Origin of the sequence: Micromonospora sp. URMC 107 (genome assembly GCF_051386315.1) — a bacterium.
In the GTDB taxonomy this organism is placed as follows: Bacteria; Actinomycetota; Actinomycetes; order Mycobacteriales; family Micromonosporaceae; genus Micromonospora.
Genome location: NZ_JBPQTK010000003.1, coordinates 35,777 through 52,488, shown reverse-complemented (window position 1 = coordinate 52,488; position 16,712 = coordinate 35,777). Strand labels below are relative to the sequence as shown.

Annotated in this window: 13 protein-coding genes; 6 read left to right on the top strand and 7 right to left on the bottom strand. The window is 73.3% G+C overall.

Going from position 1 to position 16,712, the window contains the following annotated elements; all coding sequences use genetic code 11:
- Nucleotides 1-3 precede the first annotated feature (3 nt).
- Both ACSNN9_RS01025 and glpX read right to left on the bottom strand, forming a co-directional pair.
- Nucleotides 4-984 (bottom strand): DMT family transporter, encoded by a 981-nt coding sequence (locus tag ACSNN9_RS01025; RefSeq protein ID WP_436670729.1) that lies wholly within the window; start codon nt 982-984, stop codon nt 4-6.
- Entirely contained in the window at nt 981-2,012 is a 1,032-nt protein-coding gene (gene glpX / locus ACSNN9_RS01020) for a class II fructose-bisphosphatase (protein ID WP_357873245.1), read from the bottom strand. Before glpX ends, ACSNN9_RS01025 begins: the two co-directional genes overlap by 4 nt.
- Before the next feature lie 152 nt (nt 2,013-2,164).
- Here glpX and ACSNN9_RS01015 point away from each other — a divergent pair, with 152 nt between their 5' ends.
- From ACSNN9_RS01015 to ACSNN9_RS01005, 3 genes are all read left to right on the top strand, one after another.
- Nucleotides 2,165-2,878 carry a DUF4245 domain-containing protein gene (locus ACSNN9_RS01015; RefSeq protein WP_436670728.1) on the top strand — a complete coding sequence of 238 codons (714 nt, stop codon included), beginning with the start codon at nt 2,165-2,167 and terminating at the stop codon, nt 2,876-2,878.
- Nucleotides 2,879-2,990: 112 nt separating this feature from the next.
- Nucleotides 2,991-3,806: a hypothetical protein gene (locus ACSNN9_RS01010; RefSeq protein WP_436670726.1), complete on the top strand. Its 816-nt coding sequence runs from the start codon at nt 2,991-2,993 to the stop codon at nt 3,804-3,806.
- A gap of 241 nt (nt 3,807-4,047) precedes the next feature.
- Nucleotides 4,048-4,920, top strand: coding sequence for a hypothetical protein (locus ACSNN9_RS01005; protein WP_436670725.1), 873 nt, complete (start codon nt 4,048-4,050; stop codon nt 4,918-4,920).
- A 122-nt stretch (nt 4,921-5,042) separates the two neighbouring features.
- On the opposite strand, the gene ACSNN9_RS01000 is transcribed toward ACSNN9_RS01005, so the two are convergent.
- Both ACSNN9_RS01000 and xseA read right to left on the bottom strand, forming a co-directional pair.
- Complete coding sequence (locus ACSNN9_RS01000; RefSeq protein ID WP_436670778.1) at nt 5,043-5,261, bottom strand: exodeoxyribonuclease VII small subunit; 219 nt, start codon at nt 5,259-5,261, stop codon at nt 5,043-5,045.
- Nucleotides 5,262-5,298: 37 nt separating this feature from the next.
- Complete coding sequence (gene xseA, locus ACSNN9_RS00995) at nt 5,299-6,465, bottom strand: exodeoxyribonuclease VII large subunit (RefSeq protein WP_358085609.1); 1,167 nt, start codon at nt 6,463-6,465, stop codon at nt 5,299-5,301.
- Between the two features lie 162 nt (nt 6,466-6,627).
- Between xseA and ACSNN9_RS00990 the strand changes: the two genes are divergently transcribed.
- Both ACSNN9_RS00990 and ACSNN9_RS00985 read left to right on the top strand, forming a co-directional pair.
- Nucleotides 6,628-7,617, top strand: a complete 990-nt coding sequence (locus tag ACSNN9_RS00990; protein ID WP_358085523.1) for a 4-hydroxy-3-methylbut-2-enyl diphosphate reductase — start codon at nt 6,628-6,630, stop codon at nt 7,615-7,617.
- 43 nt (nt 7,618-7,660) lie between these two features.
- A complete protein-coding gene (locus ACSNN9_RS00985; protein ID WP_436670724.1) occupies nt 7,661-8,116 on the top strand; it encodes a hypothetical protein in 456 nt (151 codons plus the stop codon).
- A gap of 136 nt (nt 8,117-8,252) precedes the next feature.
- Here the strand turns inward: ACSNN9_RS00985 and ACSNN9_RS00980 are convergent, their stop codons facing one another.
- Nucleotides 8,253-11,522, bottom strand: a complete 3,270-nt coding sequence (locus tag ACSNN9_RS00980) for a S8 family serine peptidase (protein ID WP_436670723.1) — start codon at nt 11,520-11,522, stop codon at nt 8,253-8,255.
- Nucleotides 11,523-11,684: 162 nt separating this feature from the next.
- A complete protein-coding gene (locus ACSNN9_RS00975) occupies nt 11,685-12,863 on the bottom strand; it encodes a DNA recombination protein RmuC (RefSeq protein ID WP_436670722.1) in 1,179 nt (392 codons plus the stop codon).
- 145 nt (nt 12,864-13,008) lie between these two features.
- On the opposite strand from ACSNN9_RS00975, the gene ACSNN9_RS00970 reads away from it, so the two are divergent.
- Nucleotides 13,009-13,770, top strand: coding sequence for a hypothetical protein (locus tag ACSNN9_RS00970; RefSeq protein WP_436670721.1), 762 nt, complete (start codon nt 13,009-13,011; stop codon nt 13,768-13,770).
- 90 nt (nt 13,771-13,860) lie between these two features.
- On the opposite strand, the gene ppc is transcribed toward ACSNN9_RS00970, so the two are convergent.
- The gene (ppc, locus tag ACSNN9_RS00965; protein ID WP_436670720.1) at nt 13,861-16,647 is read right to left on the bottom strand and encodes a phosphoenolpyruvate carboxylase; all 2,787 of its coding nucleotides are present in this window, start codon (nt 16,645-16,647) and stop codon (nt 13,861-13,863) included.
- Nucleotides 16,648-16,712 lie beyond the last annotated feature (65 nt).

Below are 16,712 nucleotides of genomic sequence, written 5' to 3'. Positions count from 1 at the left end.
GCGTCAGCGGGGCGTACGGGGCACGCTCGGCGCGAGGGCGGCGACGCCGACCGCGATCATGGTCAGCGCCGCGCCGAGCAGGGTGACGAGGCCCGGGCGGGAGGCGGCCGTGGGCAGCAGCAGGTCCAGCAGCACCGCGCCGACGATCTGCCCGGCGATGGTGGCCAGGCCGAGCAGCAGCACGCCGGTGAACCGGACGATCGCCGCGGCGATCGCGATGAACACGATCCCGATCGGCCCGCCCAGGTAGAGCCACGGCTCCGCCGGCGCGCCGCCCGCCGGCCAGCCCCGGATCGCGACGTCGACGGCGAAGGTGACCAGCAGGGCCACCGTGCCGACGGAAAAGTTCACCAGCGTGGCGGTCAGCGCGCTGCCGGCGGCCGACCGTACCCGGCCGTTGACCGCCTGCTGCCAGGCGATGCCCACCCCGGCGATCAGCGGCAGCAGGGCCAGCCCGAGGGTGCCCGGGTCGCCGAGCCGCTCGCCGACGGCCAGCAGGACCGCGACCACGGTCAGCGCCGCGCCGGCCAGCCGCCGGCCGGTGACCGGCTGGGGGCCGCTCGGGCCGACCCCCGCCCGGTCGACGGCCAGGCTGCTGCCGGACTGGCCGGCCACCACCGCGACCGTGAAGACGGCCACGCCGAGGGTACCGATGGTCAGCCCCTGGGCGGCGACCAGGAGCGCGCCGCACGCCCCGCCGAGGCACTGCCACGGCCGCAACGTGCCGTCGGTGAGCGCGCCGCGCAGGGCGACCAGGCCCCGCCGCCCACCCGGGGTGGCGGGGACCAGCACCAGCAGCACCACCAGGCCCAGCCCGAACGAGACCACCGCGGCGGCGATCCCGTCGGCCAGGCGTACGCCCAACTCGCCGTTGATCCGGGACTGCACGGCCACGGCCAGCCCGGAGGCGGTCGCGAGGCCCACGCCGGTGATCCGGCGGGCCGCCGACGGGGTCGGCGGGGCCAGCGTCCCGGCGACGCTCACTCCTGCTCGGCCAGCGGGCGGCCGTCGAAGTCGACCGCCGAGTAGAGGGCGAGCTTCTCCAGCCGGTGGTACGAGTCGATCACCCGGATCGTGCCGCTCTTCGAGCGCATGACGATCGACTGCGTGTACGCGCCGCCGGCCCGGTAGCGCACGCCCCGCAGCAGGTCGCCGGAGGTGACGCCGGTGGCCACGAAGAAGCAGTTGTCCCCGGTGACGAGGTCGTCGGTGCTCAGCACCCGGTCCAGGTCGTGCCCGGCGGCGAGCGCCTTCTCCCGCTCCTCGGCGTCGCGCGGCCAGAGCTTGGCCTGCATCGCCCCGCCCATGCACTTCAGCGCGCAGGCGGAGATGATGCCCTCGGGGGTGCCGCCGATGCCCATCAGCACGTCGACGTCCGACTCGCCCCGGGCCGCCGCGATGGAACCGGCGATGTCCCCGTCCGAGATGAAGCGGATGCCCGCCCCGGCCCGGCGGATCTGCGTGACCAGGTCGTCGTGCCGGCTCCGGTCCAGCACGCAGACCGTGACCTCGGAGACGTCGGTGCCCTTGACCTTGGCGATCCGGCGCAGGTTCTCGGCCACCCCGGCGTTGATGTCCACCACGTCGGCGTACGCCGGTCCGACGGCGAGCTTCTCCATGTAGAAGACCGCGCTCGGATCGAACATCGCACCCCGCTCGGACACGGCGAGCACCGCCAGCGCGTTCGGCATGCCCTTGCTCATCAGCGTGGTGCCGTCGACCGGGTCGACCGCGACGTCCACCTCCGGGCCGGTGCCGTCGCCGACCTGCTCGCCGTTGAAGAGCATCGGGGCGTTGTCCTTCTCGCCCTCGCCGATCACCACGACGCCCCGCATGGGGATCGAGTTGATCAGCTTGCGCATCGCGTCGACGGCGGCTCCGTCGCCGCCCTCCTTGTCACCCCGACCGACCCAGCGACCGGCGGCCATCGCCGCGGCCTCGGTGACCCGGACCAGGTCGAGGGCGAGGTTACGGTCGAGATCCTGTGGGATCCGCGTCCTGGTGTTCGTCATGACGGCTCCTCCTCGCGACGTTGCGGGGCGGCAGGGTGCGGCGTCGCCGCTGCCGGCTTTGTCGCTGATCCTCACACGATGGCTCACCCCGCGCGGGATCGGGGCGGTGATGGCCCGGATACGGCCGGTCGGGCAACTGCGAGAATGGCGGGGTGGAAGCCGCACAGCCTGCCGATCGCGTACCCGCCGACTCGACGCCGCCGGACGGCCAGCCGCCCGTCGCTCCGGCCGGGGCCACCGCCGTACCCGAGGGGGAGCCGGCGCTGGTCGGACCCGCCGGCGCGCCCGGGGCGGCCCCGCCCGACGGCCTGGCGGAGACGGGCGAGCACCCCGCGCCGCCGCCCGCGGTCGACACCCGCAAGTCGGAACGCTCGCCCAAGGACATGGCGATCTCGCTGCTCGTGCTGCTGATCCCGATCGCCCTGCTGCTCGCCTTCTACCGGGGGTTCCTCGGCGGCGACCAGCCGACGACCGTCGACCCGGCGCCCGCCCTCGAGTCGGCGCGGGCCGCCAACGCCTTCCCCGTCAGCGAGCCGGTGGAGCTGGGCGACGGGTGGCGCCCGGTCAGCGCGAACTTCCAGACCGTCGAGGGCGGGTCGAGCCTCCGTCTCGGCTATCTCACCCCCGAGGGGCGGGGCGCCCAGCTGGTGCAGAGCAGCGTGCCGCCGGAGCGGCTGCTGCCGACGGAGCTGACCGCCGAGGGGCAACCGCAGGGCCAGACGGAGCTGGGCGGGCGCACCTGGCAGCGGTACACCGCCCGCGGCAACGAGCAGGCGCTGGTCCTGCTCGAACCGAACCGGACCGTGATCGTGGCCGGCGACGCCCGGGACAACGAGCTGCGACACCTGGCCGGGGCGATCCGGTAGCCGCCCGCACGGCTGCCCCCCGGGTGTCGGTGGGATCGGCTACGCTGCCCCGGCTCACTGCCCGGCGGCTGACGTCCGCCGGGTGCTTACCGTTTCGCGAAGAGAGACAACTGTGAACATTCGACGGTGGAGCGTCGGCGTGCTCGCCGCCACCCTTCTGGTTCCCGGCCTGACGGCCTGCAAGTCGGACACTTCGGAGTCCGCCGCCGGCGGCTCGTCCGCGTCGTCCGCACCGGCCGTGCCCGCCGACCCGAAGGAGGCGCTGCTCGCCTCCACCAAGGAGATCGAGAAGGGCAACTTCACCTTCACGCTCGCCGGCGCCGGGCTGAGCGGCAAGGGCCTGGTGCACAAGCCCAGCAACAGCGCGCAGTTCAGCATGAAGTTCGACGACGGCTCCGGCGCGTCGATGGGCATGGAGCTGATCTTCATCCAGCCCGACAGCTGGGTGATGATCGACCTCGGCGAGCTGGGCAACATGATCCCGGGCGCGGAGAAGATGAAGGGCAAGTACCAGCACCTCGACCAGTCCAAGGTCAAGGGCGCCGGCGAGCTCAGCCGCTACATGGAGGAGGTCGACCCGGCCGGCAGCGCGGACCTGACCAAGGGCATCACCGAGGTGCAGAAGACCGCCGAGGGCAGCTACACCGGCAAGCTCGACGCGTCCGCCGCGACCGAGTCGTCCGCCGTGGACGCCGACCTGGTCAAGGCCCTCGGCGCTCAGGCCAAGTCGCTGCCCTTCACCGCCAAGCTGGACGCGGAGGGCCGGCTCACCGAGCTGGTCATCTCGGTGCCGGCCGCCGGTGAGACCAAGGCGCACGACATCAAGGTCACGTACGCGGACTACGGCAACGCCACCGCCGCGCAGAAGCCGGCGGCCGACAAGGTGGTCGAGGCCTCCCCGGAGACCTACGAGATGTTCAAGAAGTAGCACCGGCAGACGGAACGGGGCGGCCTCGGCCGCCCCGTTTCCGCGTTCCGGTCACCCGGGCGGGGGCAACCGGACATCCCGGTGATTGTGCGACGCCGCGACAGGGAACAGGAGTGGAGCGAACCCCGGTCGGCCGCCGAGGCGACCGGCCCCAGGGGCTCGCGCGGCGCAGCCGACGTGGTGCGTCGCCCGGTTTCCGGCCGCCGCCAGGTGCGTCGGGTGACCCTCGTGGGAGACACGTATGACTGTTCGACGCCTGAGCGCCGGCCTGGTGGCCGCCGCCCTGTTCACTCCCGGTCTGGCTGCCTGCAACGCTTCCGGGACCCCGACGGCGGGCTCGTCCGCCTCCCCGGCCGTCTCGGCCTCCGGCACGCCCTCGGCCTCGGGTGCGCCCGCGGCCTCCGGCAGCGCGGCCCCGGTGCCCGGCGACGCCAAGCAGGCACTGCTGGCCTCGACCCGCGAGATCAGCAACGGCAACTTCCGGTTCACCATGTCCGGTGTCGGCTCGACGGCCGAGGGTCGGGTGCACGAGCCCACCCAGAGCGCCGAGATGCGGGTGACGATCGGCAAGCCGACCGACGACCTGTTCATGAAGCTCGACCTCGTCCACTACAAGCCGGACAGCTGGGTGAAGGTCGAGCTCGGCGGCACGACCGCCAGCAGCGTGCCGGGCGTGCAGAAGCTGAACCTCGGCAAGTACCAGCACCTGGACCAGACCCGGATCAAGGGCAACCGGAACCTCGGCTTCGACTTCGACAAGGTCGACCCCGCCGGCAGCGAGGTGCTGACGCAGGGCATCACGGAGGTGCGCCAGACGGGCGAGGGCGCGTACGCCGGCACCATCGACGTGTCGAAGGCGGCCGAGGCGGGTTCGGTGGACCCGACGGTGATCACGGCCCTCGGGGCGCAGGCGAAGTCGGTGCCGTTCACCGCGAAGCTCGACCCGCAGGGCCGGCTCAGCGAGATGGTCATCCAGATCCCGGCCGCCGGCCAGACGAAGGCGCAGGACATCCGGATCACGTACTCGGACTACGGCAGCGCCACCGCCGCGCAGAAGCCGCCGGCGGACCAGGTCGTCGAGGCGCCGGCCGAGTTCTACAACCTGTTCAACTGACGCCAGCCCGCCCGACCCCAGCCCCGTCGATCATGCGGTTGTGGTGGGTGACAGAGGGCACGAAAAGCCCTCTACCGCCCACCACAACTCCATGATCGACGCGCGGTTGGGGCGAGGGTGGGTCAGGAGGCCGCGGGCGGGTCCTGGCGGGCGGCGTTGATGCGGGCGCGGGCGCCGTCGAGCCAGCGCTGGCAGGTCTCGGCGAGCTTCTCGCCGCGCTCCCAGAGCGCCAGCGACTCCTCCAGCGTGGTGCCGCCGGTCTCCAGCCGCTCGACCACCGACGCCAGCTCGGCGCGGGCCTGCTCGTAGCTGAGCCGTTCGTCCTTCTTCTCGTCAGTCATCGCTGCCATCCCACCACATCGTGATCCCCGTCCCCGCTCAGCCGTCGACCGTCGCGGCCAGCTCGCCGTCGGCGAGGCGCACCCGGAGCGGGTCGCCCTCGCCGACCTCGGACGCGGCGCGGACGACCTGACCGTCGGCGCGCTGGACGATCGCGTAGCCCCGGTCGAGGGTGGCGGCGGGGGAGAGGGCGCGCAGCCGGGCCAGGGTGTGCCGCAGGTCGTCGTCGGCGGCGGCGAGCCGGTGGTCCAGGCAGCGCCCGGCCCGCTGGCGCAGCCCGGTCAGGTCGGCGAGCCGCTGGTCGACCATCACCTGCGGGCGGGCCAGCACCGGCCGGGAGCGCAGCCCGTCGAGCCGGTGCGACTCGCGGTCCACGAGGTTGCGCACCGCGCGTTCGAGGCGGTGCCGGGCCTGCCGGATGACGCGCACCTCCTCGGTGAGGTCGGGCACCACGCGCTTGGCCGCGTCGGTCGGCGTCGAGGCCCGCACGTCGGCGACGTAGTCGACCAGCGGCGTGTCGGTCTCGTGGCCGATCGCGCTGACCACCGGCGTGCGGCAGGCGAAGACCGCCCGGCAGAGCGCCTCGTCGGAAAAGGGGAGCAGATCCTCGATGCCACCCCCGCCCCGGGCGATGACGATCACGTCGACGGCCGGGTCGGCGTCCAGCACCTTGAGCGCGTCGACGATCTGCGGAACCGCGCTCGGCCCCTGCACGGCCACGTTGACCGTGCGGAACTCCACCGCCGGCCAGCGCCGGCGGGCGTTGGTCAGCACGTCCCGCTCGGCGGCCGAGGCGCGGCCCGTGATCAGCCCGACCCGGTTCGGCAGGAACGGCGGCCGGCGCTTGCGCGCCCGGTCGAACAACCCCTCCGCCGCCAGCAGCTTCTTGAGCTTCTCCAGCCGGGCCAGCAGCTCGCCGAGGCCGACCTGCCGGATCTCGTCGGCGCGCAGGCTCAGCGTGCCCCGCGCGGCGTAGAACTCCGGCTTGGCGTGCAGCACCACCCGCGCGCCCTCGCGCAGCTCCGGCGCGCCGACGTCCAGGACGTCCCGGTTGGTGGTGACCGTCAGGCTCAGGTCGGCCGACGGGTCCCGCAGGGTGAGGAAGACGGTGCTGGCGCCCGGCCGGCGGCTGATCTGCGCCACCTGCCCGTCCACCCACACCCAGCCCAGCCGGGCGATCCAGGCGCCGACCTTCTGGCTGACCACCCGGACCGGCCACGGCTCCTCGGACGTGCTCCGCCCCACCTCGCCTGTGCTCACGCGCCCACCCTACGGCCCGCCCCGGACAGTCCCGCGCGGCTCGTCGGTGGCGTAGTGGTGGCCGTCGCGTCCCGCGTCGCGCTCCGCAGCGGCACGTACGATGGGCGGGTGACTCAGGTTGAAGCGACGTCCCGGACCGGCAAGCGCGTGATCCTGGCCAAGCCCCGCGGCTACTGCGCGGGCGTGGACCGCGCGGTGCAGACCGTGGAGGAGGCACTCAAGCTCTACGGCGCCCCGATCTACGTGCGCAAGCAGATCGTGCACAACAAGCACGTCGTGCAGACCCTGGAGGCCCAGGGTGCGATCTTCGTGGAGGAGAACGAGGAGGTGCCGGAGGGAGCCACCGTCATCTTCTCCGCGCACGGGGTGGCCCCGGAGGTCTACGAGCAGGCCCGCACCCGCTCGCTGCGGGCGATCGACGCGACCTGCCCGCTGGTCACCAAGGTGCACCAGGAGGCGAAGCGGTTCGCCGCCGAGGACTACGACATCCTGCTGATCGGCCACGAGGGGCACGAGGAGGTCATCGGCACCTCCGGCGAGGCCCCCGAGCACATCCAGCTCGTGGACGGCCCGGAGGACGCCGACAGGATCACCGTCCGCGACCCGAACAAGGTCGTCTGGCTCTCCCAGACCACCCTCTCGGTCGACGAGACGCTGGAGACGGTGGCCCGGCTCAAGAAGCGGCTGCCGATGCTCCAGTCGCCGCCCAGCGACGACATCTGCTACGCCACCTCCAACCGGCAGCACGTGGTCAAGGAGATCGCGCCCGAGTGCGACGTGGTGATCGTCGTGGGCTCGACCAACTCCTCCAACTCCGTACGCCTCGTCGAGGTCGCCCTGGACGCCGGGGCGCGCGCCGGCCACCTCGTCGACTTCGCGCACGAGATCGACGACGCGTGGCTTGAGGGGGCGCGCACGGTCGGCCTGACCTCGGGCGCCAGCGTGCCCGACCAGCTGGTCCAGGAGGTGCTCGCCCACCTCGCCGCGCGCGGCTTCACCGACGTCGACGAGGTGGTGACCGCCAACGAGCGGCTGACCTTCTCGCTGCCGCAGGAGCTCAAGCGGGACATGAAGGCCGCCGCCGCGGCCCGCGGCTGAGCGGACGGGAACGGCGGGCGGCCCCGCTGCGTCAGACTCGGGTATGAGGACTCTTCGGCTCGCCGTCTCCGCGCTGGCCGTCTGCGTGGCGCTGAGCGCCTGCGGCGGCCAGGACGGTGCCGGCGACACCCCCACCCCGACCCCGACGGGAGCACAGCCGGTGACCAGCCCGCCCAGCCCGGATCCGAGCAGCCCCGCAGTCCCGCCGACCCCCGGCGACCCGGTGGACCCGACGGGGCCGGCCCTGCCCCCGCCCACGAGGCCCGGCGGCGGGCCGACGAAGCCGCCGCCGGCCGGCGGGGCCACGCTGACCGGGACCGTCACCGCCGGCGTGGAGCCCAACTGCCTGCTGCTCGACAACTACCTGCTGATCGGCGGCCCGCGTGACCTGCTGAAGCCGGGCGCGAAGGTCACGGTCACCGGCCGGGTCCAGCGGGACCTGCTCACGACCTGCCAGCAGGGCACGCCCTTCCTGGTCGAGACCGCCCGCCGCGGCTGACCCGGACGGGCCCGGGCCCGTCCGGTCGTGGTCACGCGCGGAACGTCCCGGGCCGTGCGTCGCGGCACTGATCGCCGAAACGGGCGGAGCCCGCCCCCGGCTGGGGGCGGGCTCCGGTGTTCCGGTGCGGGACGGGTCAGTTCACGGTGCCGATGGAGACGGCGCCGCGGCCGACGACCGCGCCCTCGGTGGTCACCACGGACAGCTCACCGAAGAGCGCCCGACCGGCGACCGGGGTGGACTGGGCGGTCACCGTACCGGTGAGGGTGGCGGTGGCGCCGTGGGCCAGGTCGAGCGGGGTGGCGGGCGCCGAGAGGCTGCCCAGCGCCGCCGCCGAGAACGAGTCCCGGTAGTCGTACGCGGTGCTGCCACCGGCCCCGTCCACCGCGTAGCCCTCGACGACCACCCGGTAGGTGCCCGCCGGCGGGTTGTTGAGGGTCACGGCCTCCTCGGAGTCGCCGTCGGCGGCCCGACCGACCTCCGCGGTGCCGCGGAAGACGTAGAGGTCGAGGTCGGCCGCGGCGCTGGCCGGGCTGCCGATCCGGGCGGTGAAGCGGGTCGCGCCCGCCGGCACCTCCACGGTGTACTCCTGCGACGCGCCCTCGGCGATGGTCGGCCGCTCAGCGTGGACGCTGGAGAGCGGGCCGCCCTGGCCGGTCACCGCGACCGGGCCGAAGGTGTTGGTCAGCGACCAGGTCACCGGGGTCGCCGCACCGGCGGTGACCGACGGCAGCTCGACCACGGCCGGCTCGACCGCGACACCCTGCACCCGCGCCGTGAGCTGGAACGGGTTGTTCAGCGACGGCGAGGTCCGACGGGACTCCACCTCGATCTCCCAGACCCCGGCGATCGGGTTCTGGTAGTCGCGCTCCTGCGGCTTGCAGGCGTTGGCGTCGGAGAAGTTGGTGTAGCAGGCGAGGCTGGAGGTGCTCTCCACCGGGACGCCGTACGGGTTGAAGGCGATGAACCGGGTCTGCGAACCGGTGGCGATGCCGGAGAGGTTCACCTGGAGGGCGCCCGTGCCCGGCGGAACCGTCACGAAGTACGAGGTGAAGCTGTTCCGGTCGACCGAGCCCTCGGCCGAGAAGGAGAAGTCCGGCTTCTGCACGTCGTTCGAGGCGACGACGACGGTGGAGACCTCGAAGTCGACGACCGAGGTGGCCGGGTCGTCGATCGTCATGATCGCGCCGTGCGCGCCGGCGGTGGCGGGCTTGGCGGTGACCGGGACGGTGACGGTCTTGTTCAGCGGGAGCGAGACGGTCTTCGGCGCCTTGAAGGTGCCGTCGTTGCCGCGCAGGCCCACGTTGTGCTTCACGGTGCCGGCCGGCCCGCTGGTACGGGTGACCTGGACCTGGTAGCTCTTCGACTGGCCGACCCGCTGCCCACCCTCGGCGGAGGCGCAACGGTTGTAGAGGCCGGTGCCCCGGTTCGGGGTGCTCAGCTGACCGGACAGGACGGTGCAGACCGGAGCCTCGGAGGTGTAGGAGCGCGTCTCCACGCCCTTGCGCAGCAGCTTCCACGCGCCCGGCACGTTGAACATGCCGTAGCCCTGGCCGTACGTCGGGACGTCCTTGATCGGCTTGGCCGAGCTGTAGATCGCCCGGCGCAGTGCGGCCGGAGTGACGCCCTTGTCGGTCGCCTTGGCGGCCGACAGCAGCAGCGCGGCGGCGCCGGCGGCCTGCGGGGAGGCCATCGAGGTGCCGTTCAGCATCGCGTAGCCCGGGGGCAGCGCGTAGCCGGCCTCGGGGGCCGGGTTGCCGAGCTGCCAGGTCGGGGCGGTGGAGATGGCCGAGCCGGGGGCGGCGATGTTCGGCTTGAAGCCGCCGTCCTCACGCGGGCCGCGGGAGGAGAAGTTGAACAGCGCGTTCTTCTTCTTCACCACGGAGCCGTAGTTGGCCAGCCAGGTGTCCTTGCTGATGCTCGCCGCGACGCTGACCACGTTGGCGGAGGCCGACGGGTCGCCGATGGTGTTCAGGCCCGGGCCGGAGTTGCCGGCCGAGATGAACATCTGCACGCCGTAGGTGGTGATCAGGTTGTTGTAGAGCTCGGCGCGGGCGTTGTTGCCGTCGTTCAGCGCCGGCAGGCCGCCGATCGACATGTTGATCACGTCGACCTTGCGGTTGATCACCAGGTCGGCCATGCCGGTGGTGAGGGCGGCGTAGGTGCAGCCGCCGCCCCACGAGCAGGCGCGGGCGGAGACCAGCTTGGCACCGGGCGCGGCACCGTCGAAGGCGCCGTTGCCGAGCATGTCGTTGGCGGCGGTGATGCCGGCGACGTGGGTGCCGTGGGTGCTCTCGACGATGCCGATGTTGACGTAGTCCACCAGGCCGGGGCCGCCGATGGGGGCGGTGTCCACGTCCTCGCGGTACTCGACCACGAACGGGATCCGCTCGGCCACCGGGGTGGCCGGGTTGTCGGTGCCGAAGTGGTTGACGTCGAACTTCTCCTTGTACGGCCGCATCAGGGCGTCGTCGGTGAAGTCGTTGTTCTGGTTGACGTCCACCCAGATGTTGTTGGTGGCCGGGTCGTAGAGGATGCCGAACGTGTCGGTCCGGTCCCCGTCGCGGTTGACGTCACCGGCCGGGTCGCTGGCGGCCGTGATCGACTCGCTGAACCGGTTGAACCGGTAGGTGCCCGCCGGGGCGGTCCAGGTCGCGCCGCCGGAGGTGAACGTCGGACCGGTCACCGCGGTGAGCATCGGGCGCCAGGTGGCGTCCTCGAACGGGTCCGTGGCGGTGACCCAGTCGACGATCTTCCGCTCGCCGGTGGTGGTCTTCTGCAGCGCCGGGTGGCCGAGGTCCACACCGGAGTCCATGATGCCGATCGTGACGCCGCGGCCGTCCCACTGGGGGTTGTCCGCCACGAAGTCGACCGCGCCGATCTCGTTCGTCGGCATGTAGGGGTTGGCGGCCGGGGTGCCGGCCCCGGGACCGGGCAGGGTTGCGGCCTGCTTCGCCGCCTTCTTGCCGGAGGGGGCGACCTCGGGCGTCGGGTCGGGCAGCTGGATGGTCTCGTCGAGGTCCACGGCGGAGACGCCGGGCAGCGTGGCCGCCTTGACCACCTTGGCGGTGGGGACCTTGGCCAGGACGTAGCCGATGCTGTCGTACCGCTCGGTGACGGCGGCACCCAGGTCCTTGAGGTCGGCGGCGACGTCCTTCGCCTCGCCCTTCTTGGTGGCCACGATCAGCGTGACGGTCGGGGCCTTCTTCGCCTCCGCCTCGGCGAGCAGCTTGGCGTCGTGCGAGCCCAGCGCCTCCACGGGGGTGGCCTGGGATGCGTCGGGTGCGGCGGTGGGCGCGGCGCTCGCGGTGGCGGCACCGCCAGCCACGGTCACGGCGCTGGCCGCCACGACCGACGCGAAGAGCGCGGCGGATGTCCGCCGGCTCAGGTTTCGGGGTTTGCTCACGTTCTCTTTCCTCCAGAGAACAGGGCCCTCAGATGCAGGGCACGCGTGAGGCGAATCCTTCGCGCTGTCGCTGGTCACTGTCACTACCGCCGAGTTCGTTGTGACCACTTCGTGACATGGGTGGATGTCCATTGTCACATCGGCGGTGGTAGGTATCGGCCGTCAGTCCAGTGTCGACCGTCCGGTCGTCGGCTCGGCCTCGGCGGTTTCGAGCAGCTCGGGAGCCTGCGGCTGCCGAGGGGTCAGCTCAACCTGCGCCGGTGCGGCCAGCTCCTGGTCGGAGACCCCCAGCTCGGCGAGCTTGCGGGCGCTGACCAGCACGCGCGCCTCCAGCGACCCGACCGCCCGGTTGTACGCGGTCACCGCGCCGCCGAGCGACGCGCCGAGCTTGCCGACGTGCTCGCCCAGGGTCGACAGTCGCCCGTAGAGCTCCCGGGCGAGCGAGTGCACCGCCACCGCGTTGCGCGCCAGCGCCTCCTGCCGCCACGAGTAGGCGACCGTACGCAGCAACGCCACCAGGGTGGCCGGGGTCGCCAGCACCACGTTGCGGGCGAACGCGTGCTCCAGCAGCGTCGGGTCGCGTTGCAACGCGACGTCGAGGAACGGGTCGGCCGGCACGAAGAGCACCACGAACTCCGGCGTGCTGTCGAACGCGGCCCAGTAGGTCTTGGCGGCCAGCGCGTCCACGTGCGCGCGCAGGTGCTTCGCGTGCGCGTCGAGGTGCGTGTTCCGGCCCCGCTCGTCGCGGGCCTCCATCGCCGTCAGGTAGGCGTCGAACGGGGCCTTGGCGTCCACCACCACCGACCGGCCGCCGTGCAGCCGGACCACCAGGTCGGGGCGGACCCCTTGGTGGTCGGTGGCGGCGGTGACCTGCTCGGAGAAGTCGCAGTGCTCCAGCAGGCCGGCCGCCTCGACGATCCGGCGCAACTGGTGCTCGCCCCACCGGCCCCGCACCTGGGGTGCCCGCAGGGCCGCCACCAGCTGTTTCGTCTCGGTGCGCAACTCGCCCGAGACCGTGCTCATCGCACGGACCTGCTCGCGCAGCTCGGCGTACGCGTCGACCCGGTCGTGCTCCAGCTCGGCGACCCGCTGCTCGTAGCGGCGCAGCGTGTCGTGCAGCGGGGCGACGGCGCGGGCCACCGCCTCCTGGGACTGCGCGGTGGCCTCGTAGCTCAGCGCCCGCATGGACTGCTCCAGGCGGCCCTCGCCCTCCCGGGTGGCCCGCAGCGTGGCGTCCAGCCGGGCGATCTCGGTCGCCGAGCGGGTCCGGGCGGCGCACCAGCCCGCCGCACCCCCGGCGGCGAGGCAGACGATCACCACGGCCAGCGTCGAGAAGTCCACCCCCGGAGCTTGCCAGACCGGCCCGCCGCCCGCCGCCGCGCCGCTCTCGGAGGACTCGCCGGCGGCGCCGGCCCCGCCCGCCGGGCGGGCCGCGCTGCGCCGATCGGAGGCGTGCCGCTGGCCTGGCCTGGGTAACGTCGCAGACATGAGATATCTGCCGCTGCTCATCCTCGTGGTGCTGCTGGTGGGTGCGTTCCTCTGGTGGCGCCGGGAGAGCGCGGCCCGGGAGGCCAGGCGCCTCGCCGACGTGCGGGCCGACGCCCAGCGCTGGTACGAGCGCCTCGGCGGTCAGGTGATGAACCTGCACGGCGACCACCCGGCCGTGCGGCAGGCGCTGGTCGACGCCGGGGAGCGCTACAACGCGGCCGGCAGCCAGCTGGAGCAGGCCCGCAGCGTCGAGCAGTACCGCCTGGCCCGGGAGACCGCGCTGGAGGGGCTGACCTACGCGCGGGCGGCCCGGGTGGCGCTCGGCATCGACCCCGGCCCCGAACTGCCCCCGCTGGCCGCCGCGCAGGGCGTGGGACAGCTCACCCGGGAGCGTCAGGTCGACGTGCGGGGGCAGACGTTCAAGGCCGGGCCGCAGCCCGGCCGGGACACCCCCTACTACTACCCGGGCGGGCGCTACCAGGGCCGGCCGGTGCCGGCGGGCTGGTACTCCACCCCCTGGTGGAAGACGGCGCTGGGCGCCGGCGCGGGGGTCCTCGGCGGCATCCTGATCGCCGACGCGCTCTTTTCGCCCGGCTTCGCCGATCCCGGATACGGCTACGAGGCCGGCTACCAGGAGGGTTTCGGGGACGCCTCCGGCTACGGCGAGCAGGGCGGTGAGGTCGGCGGCGACGCCGGGGGCGGCGACTTCGGTGGCGGGGACTTCGGCGGCGGGGACTTCGGCGGCGGCGGCGACTGGTAGGCCGACGGCGCGGGCCGGGACCGCCGGTTGCCGTGTCGGGAGGGCACCTTCGGCGCGCGAGTAGCGTCAGGGAGGTGCCCTCCGCACGTCTCAGCCCGTGTTGCGCATGCCGGCGGCGATGCCGTTGACCGTGGTCAGCAGCGCGCGCTCCAGCGCCGTACCGTCGCTCGGCGCCCGCCGGCCGCCCGGCGCGGTGGCCACCGCCCGGCCCGCCGCCCCGGACTCCCGGTACTGGCGCAGCAGGGCCACCTGGAGGTGGTGCAGCGGCTCCAGGTAGGTGTCGCGGACGGCCAGGGTGCGCTGGAGCACCGGCGAGCTCTCCAGCAGGGCCGGCGAGGAGGTCACCGCCAGCACCTCCCGCTTGGTCAGCTCGTACTCCTGCTCGATCTTGTGGAAGATCGGGTGCAGCTTCTTCGGCACCAGCGTCTCGACGTACCGGCGGGCGATGCTGAGGTCGGTCTTGGTGAGCATCATCTCGACGTTCGACAGGAACGTGCGGAAGAAGTGCCAGTTGCGGTGCATCTCGGCCAGCACGTCCTCCAGCCCCGCCTCCCGGGCCGCGGCCAGGCCGGAGCCGACCCCGAACCAGCCGGGCACGATCTGCCGGGTCTGGGTCCAGCCGAACACCCACGGGATGGCGCGCAGCCCGGCCAGCCCGGCCCCCGTGTTCGGCCGCTTCGCCGGCCGGGAGCCGATGTTGAGCGCGCCGAGCAGCTCCGTCGGCGTCGACGCCCAGAAGTACGCGGGCAGGTCCGGGTCCTCGACCAGCGACCGGTACGACCGGAAGGCCGAGTCGGAGACCAGCTCCATCGTGGCGTCCCAGCGTTCCAGCATCTCGGCGGGCTGGCGGGGCGCGGTGTGCAGCAGGGTGGCCTGGAGCACCGCGGCCAGGGTCAGCTCCAGGTTCTCCCGCGCCAGCGACGGCAGGGAGTACTTGTCGGAGATGACCTCGCCCTGCTCGGTCACCTTGATCGCGCCGTCCAGGGTGCCGTACGGCTGGGCCAGGATCGCCTCGTGCGTCGGCCCGCCGCCGCGCCCCACCGTGCCGCCGCGACCGTGGAAGAGCCGCAGGTGCACGCCGTGCCGGGCGGCCACGTCGCGCAGCGCGCGCTGGGCCCGGTGGATCGACCACTGGCTGGTGGTGATGCCGGCCTCCTTGTTGGAGTCGGAGTAGCCCAGCATCACCTCCTGCACGTCGCCCCGCGCCGCCACCAGCGCCCGGTACGCCGGCAGCGAGAGCAGCTCGTCGAGCAGCTCGCCACCGGCGTTCAACTCGGCCGGGGTCTCCAGCAGCGGCACGAAGCCGATCCGGGCCCGGCCGCTGTGCACGTCGATCAGGCCGGCCTCGCGGGCCAGCACCACCGCGGCGAGCACGTCGTCGACCCCGAGCGTCATCGAGACGATGTACGACTCGATGACCTCGTTGCCGAACCGGTCCTGCGCCTCGCGGATGGTGCCGAACACGTCGAACGTCTTGCGGGTCGCCTCGGTCAGCGGGGTGTCCAGCGTGGAGAGCGGCCGGCGGCCGGTCAGCTCGTCGGCGAGCAGCTTCGTCCGCTCCAGCCGGCTCAGCGACGGGTAGTCGGGGACCTCGCCGACGGCCGCGTAGAGCTGGGCGAGCACCGCGTGGTGCGCCTCGGCGTGCTCCCGGACGTCCATGGTCGCCAGGTGCAGCCCGAACGCGGAGACCGTACGGATGGTCGAGGCGAGCCGGCCCACGGCGGTGAGCTGACCGGCGTTGCGGGCCAGCGAGGCGCGCAGCAGCTCCAGGTCGGCGACCAGCTCGGCGGAGCCGCGGTAGTCCCGCCCCGGCACGTGCGCGGTGCCCTGGCGCAGCCGCTGCCGGGTGTTGGCCAGCTTCGCCTTCACGCAGCGGGCCTTGAGCCGGTAGGGCTCCTCGGCGTTGACCCGGCGGAACCGGGCCGCCACCTCGGGCAGCGCGTCCAGGTCGGTGGCGAGGCTGGCGGAGAGGTCGAGCGACACCCCGCGCAGCCGCCGGGACACCGACACCTCGTCGATCAGGTGGTCCATCGCCTTCTCGGTGGCCGCGATGCCGTGCTCGTGCTGGATGGTCAGCACCTCGCGGGTCACGGCCGGCGTGACGAACGGGTTGCCGTCGCGGTCGCCGCCGATCCAGGTGCCGAAGGACAACGGCCGAGCGGTCGGGGAGGTCTCCACGCCGAGGGTGCGCAGCGTGTCGGCGAGGTCGTCGAGGACCTGCGGGGCGGCCTCGGCGTACAGGTCGCGCAGGTAGTAGATGGCGTTGCGGGCCTCGTCGGTCGGGTCCGGCCGGTCCAGCCGCAGCTCGTCGGTCTGCCACATCAGGTCGAGCAGCTCGGCGAGGCGGCGGTTGGCCGGGCCCTCGTCGCTGGCGCCGTAGAGGATCGCGTTGGCGGTCTCGGTGTCCAGCTCGTCGGCGATGGCGCGCAGCTTCGACAGGATCGACCGGCGGGCCGCCTCGGTCGGGTGGGCGGTGAAGACGGGCCGTACCGCCAGCCGCCGGGCCGCCGCGGCGATCTCCTCCGCCGGCACCCCGCGCTCGGCGATCATCTTGGCCGCCTGGTCCAGCCAGCCGCCCTGGACCGCCCGGCGGCGGCGCAGTTCCCGGGCCCGATGCACCTGCTCGGTGATGTTGGCCAGGTGGAAGTAGGTGGAGAAGGCGCGGGCCAGCTTGGTGCCGGTGGTGACGTCCAGGCCGGCGAGGCGCTGCGCGGCGGCGGGCGCGTCGGAGCGCACCTGGGCGCGGATCTCCTCGACGAGGTCGAGCAGCGGCCGACCCTCCTGGCGGGCGAGGGTCTGCCCGAGCAGGGTGCCGAGGCGGCGGATGTCGGCCCGCAGGGCGGCGTCGGGGCCGTCGTGGTCGTGCTGGTCGGTCACGATGCGCTCCTTACGCGAGTACGAAGGACAGCGCTGTCCGACTTCCTGGATCGTATCCGCGTCCC